We start from the raw sequence: 15550 nt of genomic DNA on the forward strand, positions 1-15550 counted from the left end.
CTGATTCATGGGTGTTGACGTCCTCGTCATCGGCGCTGGCCCTGCGGCCCTCTGCATCGCCGCAGCGCTGGTGGAACGGGGAGTCAAGGTGGCGGGTGTTGCCCCTACCTCCCCCGAGGCGCCATGGCAGAACACCTACGGCATCTGGGGGCCGGAGGTGGATGCCCTGGGCATGGCCCATCTGTTGGGACACCGCTGGAGCCACACCACGAGTTACTTCGGTGCAGCGCTCGGGACCGAGGCCTTTGCCCATGGCATCGACTACGGCCTCTTCGACAAAGCTGCGCTGCAGCGCCACTGGCTGACCCCTTGTCAAGCCGCTGGTGTGCCCTGGACCTGCGCTGCAGTCACCGGGATTGAGCACCACAGCCAGGGTTCGGTGGTGATGACGGATCAAGGGGAGCGCCTCGAAGCGCGCCTGGTGATTGATTGCAGCGGTCATCACAGCCCGTTCCTCAAGCGCCCGGATGAAGGTCCGGTGGCGGGGCAGGCGGCCTACGGGATTGTTGGGCGTTTCTCCAAGCCCCCGGTGGAGCCTGGCCAATTTGTCCTGATGGATTACCGCTGCGATCACCTCAGTGAGGCGGAGCGTCGCTGCGGAGCTCCAACGTTTTTGTATGCGATGGACTTCGGCGAGGGGCGCTTTTTCGTGGAGGAAACCTCCTTGGCCCTGGCCCCGGCTGTTCCCTATGCAGTTCTCAAGGAGCGTCTGCTGAAGCGGTTGGCCCATCGCGGTGTTGAGCTGCTCGCCATGGAGGAGGAGGAGTTCTGCCTCTTCCCGATGAACATGCCCCTCCCAGATTTGGAGCAGCAGCTGCTGGCCTTCGGGGGCGCCGCCACCTTGGTCCATCCCGCCTCGGGCTACATGGTGGGCTCCTTGCTGCGGCGGGCACCGCTGCTGGCAGAGGCCATCGCCGTTGGCCTCGCCGATGGCAACCGTTCTGCGCCGTCCCTCGCGCGTGAGGCCTGGCAGGCGCTTTGGCCGCTCGAGTTGCAGCGCAAGCACGCCCTCTATCGCTTTGGCCTGGAGAAGCTGATGCGTTACCCCGAAGACCAACTCCGGCAGTTTTTTGCCACGTTCTTCGCCCTGCCCAAACAGCAGTGGTACGGCTTCTTGACCAATACCCTCAACCTCTCAGCCCTGATTGGCGCAATGTTGCGGCTGTTCGCCGTCGCCCCCTGGACTGTCCGTTGGGGCTTGATGCAGCAGCAGGGGCGTGAGTTGCCCTTGATGCTGCGTCTGCTCAAGCCGTAGCGCCTGCGCAGGAGCTCCCTTGGCCTGCGGTGCAGCCAAAGCAGTGGTTGCCCCAACGGATCGGCTGTGCCTTCCACTGCTCGAGATCGATGGAGCGAATGTCGGCTCCTCCGCTCAGCGGTAGGTCCAGCATCTGGTTGAAGTCGCAGTCATAGATCGAGCCATCGGCGGCCACCGAAAGCGTGTCGCGGCACATCAGACCGGCGAGGGCACCGGGATTGAAGGCGCCCTGCAGCAGCTTCAGATAACAGTTGACGTGCCCATCGGCTTGCAGTTGCTGCAGGAAGCGGGCAATCGGCATGTTGTTCAGGCCGATCAGACGATCGAATTGGACGCCGGCTTTCTCCTGTAACTCCCGTTTCCAGCGCAGCTCGTCGCAGGCGGTGAGCTGTTGCAGTTGGGTGCCGCAGGGATTGCTCATCAAGGTCAACTGACGCTCGCTTTGCCCCTGGCCGTAGCCGTTGGCATTGAGACGTCTCAGGGCTTCAATCGAGGCCTCCCAGGTGCCATCGCCCCGTTGCGCATCGGTGCTGGTCTCCTCCGGCTGGGGCAGGCTGGCGACGATCTCCACCTGGTGCTCCGCCAGGAAACCCACCAGATCCGAGAGGGCTGGCAGGAGCAGCACCGTGAGATTGCAGCGGTCGATCACGTGGCAGCCCCGTTGGCGTGCCGCACGAATCAAATCGCGAAAGCGCGGGTGCAGTTCCGGTGCTCCACCGGTGAGGTCCAGCACCGCCGGGCGGAGTCGCTCGATGGCGGCGATGCAGGCGTCGACCACCGCATCGCCCATCTGGGTGTGGCCTTGATGGGGGCCAGCATCCACATGGCAGTGGGAGCACTGCATGTTGCAGAGCTTGCCGAGATTCAGCTGCAGCACCCGCAGCCTGTCGTGCTCTGGCTCGGCGGCGGATTCGGCTGCCATGCTGCGCTCGAAGGACAGCTCGGCGGGCAGCGCCGCCGTGAGCAGCTCACGCTGGGCCTGGGGCTCCAGCAGGGAAGGACGGGGATCGCTCATGGGGCCGGCAGCCTGGCCCAGTCGGCGGCGTTGATCAGGGGAAAGAGGCCGTCTTCCCGTTGCACGGCTTCAAGCCACCCCTCCGGTGGAGGGGTGTTGGTGTTGATCGCTTCGATCAAGCACCAGAAGCGTTTGAGATGGCGCTCAATCCGCTCCTTGGCCAGTTCCGTGGTGGTGCCGGCCCGCAGGATGAAGCTCCAATCTGAGCTTTGGGCCAGCAACAATTCGCGGCCCGCCTGCTGCAGCCAGTCCCTGGCCTGCTCGCTGCCGACTCCGCGGCTGACCCGATCCACCATCGCCCGCGAGGCCCGGTTCCACTCGGGGATCACCCAGGCATTGCTCTCGTTGAGCCAATAGGTGTGGTAGCCCCCCTGCCCCCAGCTGGAGGGGGACGGTTGGCAGAGCTGAAGCGCATCGCCTCGGCTGAGGGTCTCCCGCAGGGTGGCCAGACCCACCCCCTGACGCGGCGCCTGCTGGAACAGCTCCGCCAGGAACTGGGGACCTTCAAACCACCAATGGCCAAAGAGCTCCGCATCAAAGGGAGCGACCAGGAGTGGTCGACGTTCCATCGAGCCGCTGAGGTCCTGCAGTTGCTGCGCTCGGCCCGCCAGGAAGTGTTGGGCATCGCGCCGCACGCTGGCGGCGGCCTGCGCCGGGTCGTAGGCCTGCTTGGCCTCGAGGCTGCACTGCCTGCCGGTGACGCGATGGAGCTTGAGCCCAAGGGGGCGCGGGCTGGTGATGCCGTGTTGCTGGAGCTCTTGCTCGGGGAGATCCCAGCCCAGATCGCGGTGGAATTCGCGGTAGCTGGGATCGCCGGGGTAGCCCTCCCGGGCACTCCAGACGGGCAGGGTCGATTCGCTATCCCGGCCGAAAAAGGCCATCCCGCCGGGACTGCAGATCGGTGCATAGACCCCATAGCGGGGCCGCGGCTGTCCATGCAGCAGGCCGTGGGCATCGAGGATCGCGTAGCGCAGCCCGCAGCTGACCAGCAGCCGATCAAGCCCCTCGTAGTAGGCGCACTCCGGAAGCCAGATCCCCAGGGGCCGCACCCCCAGCAGGCGTTCGTGCTCCCGCACGGCCGTCAGCAGCTGCGCCCGCACGGCTTCGGGGCAGTCCCGCAGCAGTGGCAGATAGCCGTGGGTGGCACCGCAGGTCAGCAGGTCGAGGACCCCTTGCTGTTGCAGCGCCTGAAAGCGCGGCAGCACATCACCCTTCGCCTGCTTCCAGGCCTGCTTGGCCCGCTGGAGTTGCAGCCCGAGGCCGGCCGCGGCTGCCGCATGGTCCTGGGGTGCCTGGCGCAACAGCTCTTGGCGGACCTCCAGCCAGGGGATAAAGCGCTGACTGAGGACCTTGTTGCTCAGTAGGGAGAGCAGCGTGGGCGAGAGCCCCATGGTCAGCCGCGGTCGCTGGCTGGGGTCAGCGGCGGCGGCCTCGAGGGTGTCCAGCAGAGGCAGGTAGCACTCCAGAAGGGCCTGGAAATACCAGTCCTCCTCCAGGGATCCCGGTGCGCTGGAGTGCACGTACGGCAGGTGCGCGTGGAGAACAAGCGCTAGATCGCCAGCGTCAGCGGGTCCTGCGGCCAACGCCCCTGCTCAGAGTGAGGCGACTTTAGGTGCAACTTCTAGGCTCGACGGAGTGAAGGGGTGCGGATGCAGCTGGCTCTGGCGGTCGATGGCCACAGCATGTTTTACGTGCAGCAAAAACTCGGCTGGTTTTTCGATCCCCGTCGGCTGCTGGAGTACGCCACGGCGCAATCCGGCGTCGAGCTCGGCTCAGCGTTTTGGTACACGGGCCTGAAGGACGCGACCGATCAGCGTCCCTTCCGTGATGCCCTCACCAGCCTGGGCTTCACGGTTCGCACCAAGCCCCTGAGGGAAGTGGGGCATGACTCCGATCAACGGCAGTTCGCCCGCGCCAATTTGGACGTGGAGATCGCCATTGATCTGATGGCCGTGGCCCATCGCATCGATGAGGTCTGGGTGATGAGCGGTAGCCGTGACCTGGAGCGTCTGTTGGAGGTTCTGCGGATCCGGGGCCTGAAGGTGGTCTTGATGAGCACCGAAGGCATGGTTCCGCGCGAACTGCGCAATGCGGCGGATCGGTTTGTGGATCTCTCCAGCCTGAAGCCGCAGCTCGAGAAGACCGACGGTCACTGAAGCGGCTGAGCCGCATCCAGGCCCACCCGACTAGAGTGGACCTAACTCATAACCATTCCGACTTGTAGCCGCCATGGCCCGCGATCCCGGCCGGGTATTGATCTTCGACACCACCCTGCGTGATGGTGAGCAGTCCCCTGGGGCCAGCCTCAACCTGGAGGAGAAGCTGGCGATCGCTCAGCAGCTCTCCCGGCTTGGCGTCGACATCATCGAGGCGGGCTTCCCTTTCGCCAGCCCTGGTGACTTCAATGCGGTGCAACGCATCGCCCAGACGGTCGGTACCGCCGAGGGTCCGGTGATCTGTGGCTTGGCGCGGGCCGCCAAGGGCGACATCAAGGCCTGCGCGGATGCAGTCGCTCCGGCGGCCCATCGCCGCATCCATACCTTTATTGCCACCAGCGACATCCATCTGGAGCACAAGCTCCGCAAAAGTCGCGCGGAGGTCCTGAGCATCGCCGGCGAGATGGTGGCCTACGCCCGCTCCCTGGTGGATGACGTCGAGTTCTCCTGCGAGGACGCGGGCCGCTCCGATCCGGAGTTCATGTATCAGGTGATCGAAGCTGCGATTGCCGCTGGAGCCACGACGATCAACATTCCCGACACCGTTGGCTACACGACGCCATCGGAGTTCGGTGCGCTGATCGATGGGATCAACCGCCATGTGCCCAACATCGATCAAGCGGTGATCTCGGTGCACGGCCACAACGACCTCGGTTTGGCCGTGGCCAACTTCCTCGAGGCCGTGAAAAACGGTGCCCGCCAGCTGGAGTGCACGATCAACGGCATTGGTGAGCGGGCCGGCAACGCCTCCCTGGAGGAGTTGGTGATGGCGATGCATGTGCGCCGCAGCTACTTCAACCCCTTCCTGGGCCGCGACGTCAGTAGCAGCGAACCCCTCACCGGCATCCGCACCGAGGAGATCTACAAGACCTCCCGTTTGGTGAGCAACCTCACCGGCATGGCGGTACAGCCCAACAAGGCGATCGTCGGCGCCAATGCCTTCGCCCACGAAAGCGGCATCCACCAGGACGGCGTCCTGAAGAACCGCCTGACCTACGAAATCATCGACGCCCGCACCATCGGTCTGGCTGATAACCGCATCTCCTTGGGCAAGCTCAGCGGCCGCAGTGCGTTCCGCGCCCGCCTGGAGGAGCTCGGTTACAACCTCGAGCGCGAGGACCTCGACGATGCCTTCGCCCGCTTCAAGGAGTTGGCCGACCGCAAGCGGGAGATCTCCGACCGCGATCTCGAGGCCATCGTCAGCGAACAGGTGCAGCAGCAGGACCAGGCGACCTACAGCCTGAAGTTGGTGCAGGTCAGCACGGGCACCAGCCTGCAACCGACGGCCACGGTCACCCTGCTGAATAGCGAGGGTGAAGAGCTGACCGAAGCCGCCATTGGCACCGGTCCGGTGGATGCCGTCTGCCAGGCCCTCAACCAGCTGGCCCAGGTGCCCAATGAGCTTGTGGAGTTCTCGGTGAAGTCGGTCACCGAAGGCATTGACGCCATGGGTGAAGTCACGATTCGCCTGCGGGCGGATGGGGTGCTCTACTCGGGCCATGCCGCCGACACCGACATCGTCGTGGCTTCTGCCCAGGCCTTTGTGAATGCCCTCAATCGCTTGGTGGCGGGCAGTCAGCACTCACCCCTGCACCCCCAGAAAGCGCCCTTGCCGGTGGGTGAGATGGCCCCTGCCGATCGCCCTCGCCTCTGATGGCTGAGCCCATCAGCGGCCGCCGGCGGTCTGTGTTGCTCCGCGGTCTCCAGTTGATTGCGCTGCTGCTGATTGCGGTGGCGATGCTCGTGCCCCTGCTCTGGCTGGTCAGCACGTCCTTGAAGGGGCCGGCCGAAGACATCTTCACCAGCCCCCCGGCGCTCTTCCCGAGCCAACCGAGCCTGGAGGCCTACCTGCGCTTGTTCGAGGACAACCCGATGTGGGGCTACATCCTCAACAGCACCATCGTCAGCGGTTGCGCGGTGTTCGCCAACCTGCTGTTCTGCTCCCTAGCCGCCTACCCCTTGGCGCGGATGCGCTTTGCCGGGCGAGGCCTGGTGCTGGCTTTGGTGGTGGCGACGATCCTGATTCCTTTTCAGGTGGTGATGATCCCGCTCTACCTACTGATGGTGCAGCTGGGTCTACGCAACACCCTCTGGGCCCTGATCATTCCCCAGGCGGCAACGGCCTTTGGCATTTTTCTGTTGCGGCAAAGCTTTGCTGGCGTGCCAGTGGAACTCGAGGAGGCGGCTCGGATTGATGGCTGCAGTCGCCTGGGTGAGTGGTGGAACGTGATGATCCCTGCGGCCAAGGCGGATTTGATCACCCTGGCGATGTTTGTCTTTATCGGCACCTGGAGTGATTTCCTCTGGCCGCTGGTGATCCTGGATGACCGGAACCTCTACACCCTGCCCTTGGGGCTGCAACAACTGGCCAGTAGTTTTTCCCTCGATTGGCGCCTGGTGGCCGCCGGTGCGGTCGTCTCGATCGTGCCGGTGCTGGTGTTGTTCATTGGGCTCCAGCGCTTCATCCTCCCCAGTGCTACCGGCGATGCGGTGAAGGGCTGATTAGATCAAGGCCAAGAGCCCGCGCTCGAGTCGCCTTAGGGCTTCGGCGAGGTCGTCTCCGCTGAGCATCCCGTAACTCAGTCGCAGGCAGGCACCCTTCAGCCCAAAGCTGCTGCCACTGGCCAGGGCTACTTGATGGTCAACGATGAGGCGCTTCATCACCTGGTCTGCGCTCAGGCTGCTGTCCAGTTCAAGCAGGGCGTAAAAGGCACCTTCCGGTTGGTTCAACAGACGCCAGGGGCGCTTGGGGGTCGCTGGCCCAAGGGCAGCGAGGACCTGCTCCCGCCGCTCCGCCAGGGTCTGGATCTTCTCCCGGCACCACTGGGGTCCCACGGCTAAGGCGGCCCGGGCGGCCCATTGGTTCAGCTTGGGCGGCCCGATCAAGGAGGTGTCCTGCACCTTGGTCAGGGCTGACATCAGCTCCGGCGGCACCACGGCCCAGCCGATGCGGTAGCCCGCCATGCCATGGCTTTTGGAGAGGGATCCCAAGGTGATGGTGTGCCCGCCGCTGCCGGCTCTGGCACCGGGGCTCCAGGGGCGCTCCGCTCTGTAATGGAAGAGGGCGTAGGCCTCATCGCTGATGTGGATCAGGCCGTGGCGGGCGCAGAGCAGATTGATAGCCGCAAGAACCGGCCGCGGAACGATCGCGCCGCTGGGGTTGTTGGGTGAGACGGTCACGATCGCCCGAGTTCGCTCCGTGATGGCCTCCTCCAGCAGAGCGGGATCAGGGATGACCCCCGCCTCAACCGCTCGCGGATGTCCTCCGGCGATGCGGACTGCCATCTCGTGGTTGAAGTAGTAGGGGACGGGCAGGATGACCTCATCCCCTGGATCGCACAGCGCCTGCACCACCGCCTGAAAGGCCATGTTGCTGCCGGCTGTGATCAGGATCTCGCTGGCGCTGCAGTCGATCTGGTGTTGCTGCTCAAGCCAGTGCCGTAGCTCGGCGCGAAGCTCTGGATCTCCGGCCACCGGTCCATAGCGATGCAGGTCGGGATCGTTGCGCAGTGCCGCTGCAATGGCCTGGAGCACCTCCTCTGGTGGCGACCAGGGGGCCACGCCTTGTCCGAGGGAGAGGGTTCCTGGGGTGGCCGCGATCAACTGGGCCATCACGGGGATGACCGGTGTCTGGATCTGATCGAAGCGTTGAGCGGCCGCCATTAAGGCAGCTGCGGAAGTGTAGGCAGGGGGCGCGAAGGCCCGCCTGACTCATAGGGGAAGAGTGAGGAGCGGGACCGCTGCAGATCCCGCAGGGTCTGGACTTGGCTGCTGAGGCTCTGGACTTTTTGCTCGATGCCCTCCAGGGCCTGCAGCCGTTCCACCGTCGAGCGCAGTTGCTCTTCGAGGGCGTTGGTGCGCTCCAGGTCGTTGGCGTTTTCGATCGTCTGCACCTTGTCCTGCAGTTGCTGCAGTCGTTGACCCTGCTCACGGGTCTGTTGCAGCACCACGACAAACAGCACGGCCAGCAGCCCCGTGAGCCCCGCACCGAGCAGGCGCATCCATTGGGGGAGGGGGGTGGACATGCCGATGCACGCGTCTGGGGCAAGTTTGATGCGCGATCGGTCCTTTGACGAGGGCTGGGTTCCGTTAGACCGGTGCTTTCGAAAAAAGGGTCGTGTCGCTGCAGCAGTTGGATGCCTTTCTTGCGTATGCCCGCTCGCAGCCGCAGATGGCTGAACGGCTGAAGACACCGATGGATCTGGCGGAACTCCTGGGCTGGGCTGCGGAGCTTCAGTTCCAGGTTGAGGAGGCCGACGTGATTGCGGCCATGGTGCGCGAGGACGAGCAGCTCAGCGATGCCGAGCTCCAGCACCGCGCCGGAGAAGAGGCTCGGAAATTGCGCAACTTCATTCCTGGTTGAGGCTGAAGCCTGATGGCACCCACTCCAGAACGGGTCTGTGACTACCCCAGGCCTCCTGCCCTGCAGGCTTCCGCACAGCACATTCAGGTGCGGGCCCTCGGAGCCCTGTTGGCGGAGAGCCAGAAGAGTTTTCGCGTCTTGGAAACTTTCCATCCGCCCACCTACTACCTGCCGGCGGAGGCGTTTACCGCCGGTGCCTTGGTGCCCGCTGGCGGACGCAGCTTTTGTGAGTGGAAGGGGGTCGCGAGCTACTTCGACATCGTTGTGGGCGATCGCTGCTTGCCCAAGGCGGCCTGGACCTATGTCCAACCCACAGCCCCGTTTGCGCCGATCGCAGGGTGGATTGCGCTCTACCCCGCGCTGATGGATGGCTGTTGGATTGATCAGGAGCTGGTGATTCCCCAGACGGGTGGCTTTTACGGCGGTTGGATCACCTCAGCCGTTGAGGGTCCGTTTAAAGGGGACCCCCGTCATCCGGAATTGATCTAGGCCGAGCGGGCGTGGTCGCCGAGCATGCGGCAGCCGATTTGAATCACGCCCTCATCGAGCAAGCGCCCCAGCTTGAGGGCCATCGCCTCTTCTTGTCGGTCGAACTGGCTTTGCTTTGCCGTGATCCAGGCGATTTCTTCAGCTGTGATGACGCCGGTCGAGACACTCTCGAGGAAAACTTCGCCAACGAACATGGTGAACGCCTGTGTCTGGTTTGACGCTAGGGATGTCGTTTGATGTTGCTTGAGTGTGCAATGTCTCTTCATGCACACCATCCCCCTTGGTGAGTGTGGCTTGGCCCGCTATCTTTCCCGCAACCGAATTTCTATTCAATGCTGACCGGATCTGATCTTCTCGCCAAGGTCAAAGAGTTGGGTGATGTCAGCAAGTCTGATCTTGTTCGCTCCTGCGGGTATGTCAGTAACAAAAAAGATGGTTCAGAGCGTCTGAACTTCACCGCCTTCTATGAGGCTCTGCTGGAGGCCAAAGGTCTCAGCATTGGCGGCGGCGGTGGTGGCACCGGCAAGGGCGGCCGCAAGCTCAGCTATGTGGCCACGGTTCAGGGCAACGGCAACTTGCTGGTGGGTAAGGCCTACACCGCGCTGCTGGGCCTGGAGCCCGGCGATGAGTTTGAGATCAAACTCGGCCGTAAGCAGATCAAGCTGATCCCCGCCGGCGCTGAGGCGGAAGAGGACTGATCCCTCTCTTCAGGGCTTCGATTCCTGGCTGGACCGCATCTGTGGTCCAGCTTTTTTTGTGCTTGGTTCTTCGTAGGCTCAGGGCAACCGAGCGCAACGGGCCGTGACCTTTTTTGAGTTGCTCTGGAAGGGGGAAAACTGCGGTGACGCGGGTGATCTGGAGGAGGCCTTGGTCCATTTCCAGGAGCTCAGACCGAAGCATCTGAGCTGGCAGGAGGTCTGCAGTGACCCTGAGATCGAGCCCACAATCTGTCGCTTCCGCTCCTTTGAGGCCTTCCTGGACAACGAGGATGCCCTGGAGACGATTCATCCGACGGCCGAAATGCTCGAGCGTTTCCGCCCCCAGGAGGAACCTGAATCCTCTGAAGAGCCGAGCGGCTGATGGATCCATTTCTTCCGCCATCGGAGCAGGACGCTCCCGGCTGGGGGCCGGAGGTGATCGTGATCCATCCGCCCAGCTTTGATGCGGTTCAAGAGGCGATTACGGCCCTGCGTGATCAGGCCACGGTTGTGGTGAACTTCAGCGCCTTGGCCGAAGACCAGCTGCAGCGGGCCGTCGATTTTTTGGCGGGTGCAGCGGTGGCCTTGGATGCCCAACAGGTGCGTCTGGGGGAGCGGGTGTTTCTCTATGCCCCGCACTACGTCCAACTGAACCGGGCTTGACCGCGGTCCAGCCGGCGGCAGACAGTGAATCGATGCAGGTGTTTGACGTCGATCTCTCTGGCTTTGAGCCGGTGAACCATCTTTGGCCTCAGCTGGTGGAGCGGCTGGGAGCCGACACCTCGGCCCGCGCCGTCCGTCAGGCCTTGGATCTCTTGGGCATGCGCGGTGGGCCTGGGTTGATGCCCGCGCTGCTGGTGGAGACCTGTGGTGTGGCCTTGGTGGATCGCCAACAACTGCGCCGGGTGACGGGACTGCCTGTGGCGGTCGATGGCGATCAGTTGGTTTTGATCAGCCGGCGCGCCAGTGAGCTGCAGCTGCTCCAGTGGAGCGCTTGAGCCTCAGTAGCTGCAGGTGGGTTTGAGCCCGGGCACGCTGAATTCCATGAACCAGAGGTATTCGCGGCTCCGCCAGCCGAGATCAAACGGTTCGGTGCTTTGCCATTCCTCGGGCGTCAGGCCGTAGGCGGCCTCAAGGAATGGGGGCACGAGTGCTTCAACCGCCTCCTGGCCCTCTTCCCCCTCGTCGAACAGGCGATCGGTGTAGATCACGGCGAAGATCTCGTGCTCTTCATCGCAGATCACGACTTCAAAGCCGCTGCCGCCGTAGCTGGGGAGGGTGTTCAGCTCGAAGTATTCATCGCGCTCGAGGGGATCCTCGGGGGCCTGCTCGAGCAGGGCGGAGAGCGCCCGTTTGAACTGGTCGAGTGCCATGGCCCGGCTACTACTAGGGCCAGTGTGGCCAGGGTCGAGCGTTCTTGCCTGCGTTGTTTGATCCGCTTTGGTTGGTCTACGAGGATCCGGCCTTGCTGGTGCTCGAGAAACCCAGCGGCCTGTTGTCCCAACCCGGCCTAGGCCCCGAGCTGTCGGATTCCTTGATCACGGCCGTCCAGTCCGAGTGGCCCGAAGCCCATTTGGTGCATCGCCTCGACCGGGACACCTCCGGTTTGATCGTCGTCGCCCGTTCAGCGCTGGTCCACCGCGCCTTGAGCCAGGCCTTTGCCGAGCGGCGGGTTGAGAAGCGCTACGTCGCCGATGTCTCCGGCGTGCCCGATGGCGAGGAGGGCTGGATTGATCATCCGATCGCCAAGCGACAACACAGGCCTCCGCTCTATGGCGTCGACCCCGCCGGCAAACCCTGCCGAACCCACTGGCGCCTGTCGTCTCAGCACTCCAGCTGCAGTCGCTTGGCGTTGCAGCCCCTGACGGGACGCTCCCATCAGCTGCGTGTGCATCTGCAGGCGCTGGGGCACCCGATCTTGGGTGATCCCCTCTACGGCGATGATTCTGCGGCGCGCTTGCACTTGCATGCCTGCGGCCTGGAGTTCAGTCATCCAAGCGATGGCCGCTGGATGCACTTCGACTCTCCCGTTCCGTTTGTCTTGCCCTAGTGGTTGCGGGGCGGCAGCCCACTGCCAAAGCGCAGCAGCTGGCGCCAGCGCCGAATGCGCCAGGCCGCTAAGGCCAGGGCAACGCCGAAGGCGAGGGCGATGCCGCCTCCCCAGCCCGGACCACTCCAGGCCGCGCCCAGTCCTGCAAGGGCCACCAGAATCCAGCAGAGCGGCTGCAGGCGCTTCAGCCGCCGATCGGCGCCGGCGCAGCTCCGGCAATGGCGGGTGTGGGCCTCAAACCGCTCCATCAAGGCCTGGCGGTTTTGCCGCTGCGGTAGCGGTTGGCCTGGGAATGGCTCGCCGCCGTAGCGATTGACCCAGTCGTGCAGTGCTCTGACGTAGAGATCCGCCTGGGTGGGGAGGTGGTACTGGCGCAGGGCGTCATGGCGGCCGCCCCGCTGTTCGATGACCCGCTCCTGCCAGTGCAAGAAGAGCTGGTCGTCTTCCAGCACCGTGTGGTTGCCGATGTGCTGGAGCCATTGGGGGCGCAGCCGCAGCAGGCGTCCCGGCCAGGGGGAGCTGAATTGAAAGGGAAAGCGGGCGATCAATCGGCATTCCCCAGGACGAGTGGGGACGGCATAGACGACCGTGAGGATGCGGGCGAACCCTTTGGCGGTGAGGTCGTGCCACATCAGCCCCGGGGCCAGGAATCGGGTGTGTTGACTCCCGAGCTTTCCGCGTCTGGGGCCCTCCTCCCACAGTCCCGTAAAGCCGTCGCGATCGAACCCCGTTAGGGCCAGTGCGACGGGGGCCGCGTTCTCTCGGCGGCCAACGGTGGCGTGGTGGGTGAAGGGAACGTGGCTGGCGTCCAGCACGTTCTCCAGCAGGGTCAGGGCATCCATCGGCAGATCTCGGAAGGTGTCCTGCACCACCCAGCCGGCCTCATCGAGAACCGGGACCAGGGGTAGGGGCTGCTCCCTTGCCTGCTCGCTTGGTCCGCTGAAGACGAACAACAACCCCTGGGCGCAGGCCGTGGCGTAGCTGCGGCAGCGGCTGCGGCCACTGATGCTGCTGCCCGGTTCCGCCTGGGGCTGGAGGGTGCAGCGCCCCGACCCGTCAAAAGTCCAGCCGTGATAAGGACACTCCAGTTCTCCGGCGGCGTTGAGACGGCCGTCCGAAAGGGGCACCAGCCGGTGGGGGCAGACATCAGCAAACGCCCTCCACTCATCGGCTTGGCGGTCGAACCAAAGCACCTGGTCTTGCCCCACCAGGGTGAAGGGGGTGGGGCGGTCGCGGTCCAGGTCGCGCAGGAACGCCACGGGGAACCAGGCGTTCTGCCAGCGGTTGGAGGACATCAGGCGCTGAAACTCTTGCGGGCGGGGATTGGATAGGGAATGCGGCGATGGCGCATCCGCCGCCACACCCGAACGAAGGCGCGGACCAACAGCTCCAACTCTGCAGGGGTCAGGCCGCTGTCTGTGAGTTGGCCATCGCGCCAGCGGGCCTCGACGATGCTGCGCACCACATCGCGAGCCTGGGTTTCGCTGGTGTCGGGGGGGAGCGAACGCAGGGCCGCCTCGCAGCCATCGGCCAGCATCAACACCGCCGTCTCCCGGCTCCTGGGTGTTGGACCGCGGTAGCGGTAATCCTCCTCGCGGATCTGGGGATCACGTCGGCGGGCTTCATGGAGGAAGTAGCCCATCTTCAACGTCCCCTGGTGTTCAGGGATGAAGTCCGCCAGGGGTTTGGGCAGCCGGTAGCGCTTTGCCAACTTGAGGCCCTCATCCACATGGGCCTGGAGGATCCCCGCACTCAGTTGGGGGTCATCGAGTTGGTCGTGGGGGTTGTCGCCCCCCTCTTGGTTTTCGATGAACCACTGGGGGCCATGGAGTTTGCCCACGTCGTGATACAGCGCCCCCGTGCGGGTCAAGTCGATGTCGGCGCCGATGGAGCGGGCCCCCTCTTCGGCTAGGCCGCAGATCATCAAGGTGTGCTCGAAGGTGCCCGGGGCTTCGCAGGAGAGACGCCGCAGCAGTGGCCGCTCCAGATCCGCCAATTCCATCAAGCGACTGCGGGTCAGGAGGTCAAAAAAGCTCTCGACCATTGGGCCGATCAGCAGGACCCCCAGCAGCAGGCCGCCCAGCACCAGCGCTTCTCCGGTGAGGTCCGATCCGATCGGGAGGCCCCCCTCCCGAACACCGCGGAAGAGCTCCAGCTGTAGCAGCAACCATTCAGCCAGGAGCGCACCCAGTGGCACCAGCAGGGCCAGCTGCAGCAGCTGGGCGCGGTTGCGTTGGCGATCGGCCAGAACGGCGGTGATGGCGGCCACGGCCGCCGCGATCAAAATCCGCTGGTCAAAAAAGGGAGAGAGGGGAAGCGGCCAGAGCAGGCTGGCCATCGCCAGCCAGGCCAGTCCGGCGGTGGTTCCCAGTCCCTGGGCGAGCAGGAGCGTCGGCGGAACGAGCAGTGCCAGGGGGCTGGCGGCCGCACCGAGCCAGAGCTTCAGGCCTTGGACGAGCGCCAGCAGGCCCAGGGCGAGGAGCGCCTGACGGGGCTCCAGGCTGACCCGGCGGTTTCGGATCAGCAGCACCATCACGCTGGAGGCGGCCAGGGCTTCAGCGAAGTGCTGCAACCAGGCGCCAATCAGGGGGCGCCGGTTCACCAGGCCGAAGTAGTCGAGGACCGCATAGGCCTGCTGACTGATCGGTTCTCCCTGCCGGGCGATCAGTTCACCCTTCCTGACTTGAATGGTGGGGATCCCCTGCTGGGTGAGCAGGTCCTCCAACATCCGCTGGCTGAGGGCCGGGTCGATGCGGAGGTTGGTGCGCCCCTGCAGGGAATTCGCGATCAGGCGTGCGCCGAGGCCCAGCTCCGGCTCCTGCATTCCCTCCAATTGATGGCGGGCCGCTTTCACCAGCTGTTGCCGGGCGACGTTGCCCACCACCCCTTGGCGCAACATCCGCGATTGGGCCTGACGTAGTTCCTGCTCCCAGCGCAGGAGCTGCCGGCGACTGGAGCGCCTCAGCCAAGCCCGCTCCTGTGGGTTGATGTCGATTGGAGCGACCTGCTCTTGATCGCTCGCGGCGAGACGGTTGACGGCTTCGAGTTGGCGCTCCAGCCGCGCCTCCAGGTCTTGGCTTTGGCGCTCATCCACCACCTGGACATAGGTCCGCAGGCCCAGTTGGGAGCGGCGCTGCTCCAGGGCATCGGAGTCCACCACCGTGGCGGCCTTCGGCGCTTTTGCGGTGAAGGGTGCAGGGATGCCCGGCCGCAGGCTCGGCTCCACCAACCAGGGCCAGCTGGAGACCAGGGCCACCACCAGGGCCATCAGGACGACGCCTGCGCTCGCGCCGCGCTTCCAGGGCGTCAGGACCTGACGCGGCATCTCCAGCCGCAACAACTGCCTCCAGAGACGCTGGAGCCTTCGCCAGAGCTGGGGCAGGGTGCTCAGGCGAGTCACGGCGAGGGCATGACAGGCCCCCACGCTAGCCCTGCCGTTGCATGCTGAGAGGAGATTGCCTGCC

General features: G+C 64.7%; 19 protein-coding genes. 11 read left to right on the forward strand and 8 right to left on the reverse strand.

All coding sequences use genetic code 11. From position 1 onward, the window contains the following. Positions 1 to 7 precede the first annotated feature (7 nt). On the forward strand, positions 8 to 1255 hold the full coding sequence (crtL, locus tag ACXIQ9_RS11280) for a lycopene beta cyclase (protein WP_459016700.1): 1248 nt from the start codon (positions 8 to 10) through the stop codon (positions 1253 to 1255). Here crtL and arsS read toward each other — a convergent pair. Together arsS and ACXIQ9_RS11290 are read right to left on the reverse strand one after the other, a co-directional pair. Then, a complete protein-coding gene (gene arsS / locus ACXIQ9_RS11285; protein ID WP_459016701.1) occupies positions 1245 to 2270 on the reverse strand; it encodes an arsenosugar biosynthesis radical SAM (seleno)protein ArsS in 1026 nt (341 codons plus the stop codon). The two genes, crtL and arsS, sit on opposite strands and share 11 nt — an antisense overlap. Beyond that, positions 2267 to 3853 carry a glycoside hydrolase family 57 protein gene (locus ACXIQ9_RS11290; RefSeq protein ID WP_459016702.1) on the reverse strand — a complete coding sequence of 529 codons (1587 nt, stop codon included), beginning with the start codon at positions 3851 to 3853 and terminating at the stop codon, positions 2267 to 2269. Before ACXIQ9_RS11290 ends, arsS begins: the two co-directional genes overlap by 4 nt. A 66-nt stretch (positions 3854 to 3919) precedes the next feature. Here ACXIQ9_RS11290 and ACXIQ9_RS11295 point away from each other — a divergent pair, with 66 nt between their 5' ends. The 3 genes from ACXIQ9_RS11295 to ACXIQ9_RS11305 all read left to right on the forward strand — a co-directional run bounded on the left by ACXIQ9_RS11295 (position 3920) and on the right by ACXIQ9_RS11305 (position 6988). After that, positions 3920 to 4426: a LabA-like NYN domain-containing protein gene (locus ACXIQ9_RS11295; protein ID WP_010317913.1), complete on the forward strand. Its 507-nt coding sequence runs from the start codon at positions 3920 to 3922 to the stop codon at positions 4424 to 4426. Between the two features lie 73 nt (positions 4427 to 4499). After that, positions 4500 to 6140 (forward strand): 2-isopropylmalate synthase, encoded by a 1641-nt coding sequence (locus ACXIQ9_RS11300; protein WP_296418112.1) that lies wholly within the window; start codon positions 4500 to 4502, stop codon positions 6138 to 6140. Continuing rightward, positions 6140 to 6988 carry a carbohydrate ABC transporter permease gene (locus ACXIQ9_RS11305; protein ID WP_010317911.1) on the forward strand — a complete coding sequence of 283 codons (849 nt, stop codon included), beginning with the start codon at positions 6140 to 6142 and terminating at the stop codon, positions 6986 to 6988. The genes ACXIQ9_RS11300 and ACXIQ9_RS11305 overlap by 1 nt, the downstream gene beginning before the upstream one ends. Here the strand turns inward: ACXIQ9_RS11305 and ACXIQ9_RS11310 are convergent, their stop codons facing one another. Continuing rightward, entirely contained in the window at positions 6989 to 8149 is a 1161-nt protein-coding gene (locus ACXIQ9_RS11310; protein WP_459016703.1) for an aminotransferase class I/II-fold pyridoxal phosphate-dependent enzyme, read from the reverse strand. It abuts the gene before it with no gap. Beyond that, positions 8149 to 8511 (reverse strand): hypothetical protein, encoded by a 363-nt coding sequence (locus ACXIQ9_RS11315; protein ID WP_459016704.1) that lies wholly within the window; start codon positions 8509 to 8511, stop codon positions 8149 to 8151. The genes ACXIQ9_RS11310 and ACXIQ9_RS11315 overlap by 1 nt, the downstream gene beginning before the upstream one ends. Positions 8512 to 8603: 92 nt before the next feature. Between ACXIQ9_RS11315 and ACXIQ9_RS11320 the strand changes: the two genes are divergently transcribed. Both ACXIQ9_RS11320 and ACXIQ9_RS11325 read left to right on the forward strand, forming a co-directional pair. Then, a complete protein-coding gene (locus ACXIQ9_RS11320) occupies positions 8604 to 8849 on the forward strand; it encodes a Nif11-like leader peptide family RiPP precursor (RefSeq protein WP_029626399.1) in 246 nt (81 codons plus the stop codon). A 12-nt stretch (positions 8850 to 8861) separates the two neighbouring features. Beyond that, complete coding sequence (locus ACXIQ9_RS11325; RefSeq protein ID WP_459016705.1) at positions 8862 to 9338, forward strand: DUF427 domain-containing protein; 477 nt, start codon at positions 8862 to 8864, stop codon at positions 9336 to 9338. On the opposite strand, the gene ACXIQ9_RS11330 is transcribed toward ACXIQ9_RS11325, so the two are convergent. Further along, a complete protein-coding gene (locus ACXIQ9_RS11330) occupies positions 9335 to 9532 on the reverse strand; it encodes a hypothetical protein (RefSeq protein ID WP_296416017.1) in 198 nt (65 codons plus the stop codon). The genes ACXIQ9_RS11325 and ACXIQ9_RS11330 overlap by 4 nt on opposite strands. 138 nt (positions 9533 to 9670) lie before the next feature. Between ACXIQ9_RS11330 and ACXIQ9_RS11335 the strand changes: the two genes are divergently transcribed. The 4 genes from ACXIQ9_RS11335 to ACXIQ9_RS11350 all read left to right on the forward strand — a co-directional run bounded on the left by ACXIQ9_RS11335 (position 9671) and on the right by ACXIQ9_RS11350 (position 11034). Further along, positions 9671 to 10036 (forward strand): AbrB family transcriptional regulator, encoded by a 366-nt coding sequence (locus ACXIQ9_RS11335; RefSeq protein ID WP_247479146.1) that lies wholly within the window; start codon positions 9671 to 9673, stop codon positions 10034 to 10036. 103 nt (positions 10037 to 10139) lie between these two features. After that, on the forward strand, positions 10140 to 10418 hold the full coding sequence (locus tag ACXIQ9_RS11340; RefSeq protein ID WP_296416018.1) for a hypothetical protein: 279 nt from the start codon (positions 10140 to 10142) through the stop codon (positions 10416 to 10418). Next, entirely contained in the window at positions 10418 to 10699 is a 282-nt protein-coding gene (locus ACXIQ9_RS11345) for a cell division protein SepF (RefSeq protein ID WP_296416019.1), read from the forward strand. The genes ACXIQ9_RS11340 and ACXIQ9_RS11345 overlap by 1 nt, the downstream gene beginning before the upstream one ends. Positions 10700 to 10731: 32 nt before the next feature. Continuing rightward, positions 10732 to 11034, forward strand: coding sequence for a hypothetical protein (locus ACXIQ9_RS11350; protein ID WP_296416020.1), 303 nt, complete (start codon positions 10732 to 10734; stop codon positions 11032 to 11034). Positions 11035 to 11037: 3 nt separating this feature from the next. Here ACXIQ9_RS11350 and ACXIQ9_RS11355 read toward each other — a convergent pair whose 3' ends face one another. Further along, the gene (locus ACXIQ9_RS11355; protein ID WP_010317901.1) at positions 11038 to 11409 is read right to left on the reverse strand and encodes a hypothetical protein; all 372 of its coding nucleotides are present in this window, start codon (positions 11407 to 11409) and stop codon (positions 11038 to 11040) included. Between the two features lie 44 nt (positions 11410 to 11453). Here ACXIQ9_RS11355 and ACXIQ9_RS11360 point away from each other — a divergent pair, with 44 nt between their 5' ends. Continuing rightward, on the forward strand, positions 11454 to 12086 hold the full coding sequence (locus ACXIQ9_RS11360; protein ID WP_459016706.1) for an RluA family pseudouridine synthase: 633 nt from the start codon (positions 11454 to 11456) through the stop codon (positions 12084 to 12086). Here the strand turns inward: ACXIQ9_RS11360 and ACXIQ9_RS11365 are convergent. Beyond that, a complete protein-coding gene (locus tag ACXIQ9_RS11365) occupies positions 12083 to 13381 on the reverse strand; it encodes an aromatic ring-hydroxylating dioxygenase subunit alpha (RefSeq protein WP_459016707.1) in 1299 nt (432 codons plus the stop codon). The two genes, ACXIQ9_RS11360 and ACXIQ9_RS11365, sit on opposite strands and share 4 nt — an antisense overlap. After that, on the reverse strand, positions 13381 to 15411 hold the full coding sequence (locus ACXIQ9_RS11370) for an HDIG domain-containing metalloprotein (RefSeq protein WP_050778501.1): 2031 nt from the start codon (positions 15409 to 15411) through the stop codon (positions 13381 to 13383). Before ACXIQ9_RS11370 ends, ACXIQ9_RS11365 begins: the two co-directional genes overlap by 1 nt. Positions 15412 to 15550: the final 139 nt, after the last annotated feature.

This window comes from Synechococcus sp. LTW-G, assembly GCF_054459035.1.

Bases quoted from the DNA above. Each gene is read 5' to 3' on its own strand.
- crtL (WP_459016700.1), top strand. From the start codon at position 8: ATGGGTGTTGACGTCCTCGTCATCGGCGCTGGCCCTGCGGCCCTCTGC.
- arsS (WP_459016701.1), bottom strand. From the start codon at position 2,270: ATGAGCGATCCCCGTCCTTCCCTGCTGGAGCCCCAGGCCCAGCGTGAG.
- ACXIQ9_RS11295 (WP_010317913.1), top strand. From the start codon at position 3,920: ATGCAGCTGGCTCTGGCGGTCGATGGCCACAGCATGTTTTACGTGCAG.
- ACXIQ9_RS11300 (WP_296418112.1), top strand. From the start codon at position 4,500: ATGGCCCGCGATCCCGGCCGGGTATTGATCTTCGACACCACCCTGCGT.
- ACXIQ9_RS11305 (WP_010317911.1), top strand. From the start codon at position 6,140: ATGGCTGAGCCCATCAGCGGCCGCCGGCGGTCTGTGTTGCTCCGCGGT.
- ACXIQ9_RS11310 (WP_459016703.1), bottom strand. From the start codon at position 8,149: ATGGCGGCCGCTCAACGCTTCGATCAGATCCAGACACCGGTCATCCCC.
- ACXIQ9_RS11315 (WP_459016704.1), bottom strand. From the start codon at position 8,511: ATGTCCACCCCCCTCCCCCAATGGATGCGCCTGCTCGGTGCGGGGCTC.
- ACXIQ9_RS11325 (WP_459016705.1), top strand. From the start codon at position 8,862: ATGGCACCCACTCCAGAACGGGTCTGTGACTACCCCAGGCCTCCTGCC.
- ACXIQ9_RS11330 (WP_296416017.1), bottom strand. From the start codon at position 9,532: ATGTTCGTTGGCGAAGTTTTCCTCGAGAGTGTCTCGACCGGCGTCATC.
- ACXIQ9_RS11335 (WP_247479146.1), top strand. From the start codon at position 9,671: ATGCTGACCGGATCTGATCTTCTCGCCAAGGTCAAAGAGTTGGGTGAT.
- ACXIQ9_RS11345 (WP_296416019.1), top strand. From the start codon at position 10,418: ATGGATCCATTTCTTCCGCCATCGGAGCAGGACGCTCCCGGCTGGGGG.
- ACXIQ9_RS11350 (WP_296416020.1), top strand. From the start codon at position 10,732: ATGCAGGTGTTTGACGTCGATCTCTCTGGCTTTGAGCCGGTGAACCAT.
- ACXIQ9_RS11355 (WP_010317901.1), bottom strand. From the start codon at position 11,409: ATGGCACTCGACCAGTTCAAACGGGCGCTCTCCGCCCTGCTCGAGCAG.
- ACXIQ9_RS11365 (WP_459016707.1), bottom strand. From the start codon at position 13,381: ATGTCCTCCAACCGCTGGCAGAACGCCTGGTTCCCCGTGGCGTTCCTG.
- ACXIQ9_RS11370 (WP_050778501.1), bottom strand. From the start codon at position 15,411: ATGCCGCGTCAGGTCCTGACGCCCTGGAAGCGCGGCGCGAGCGCAGGC.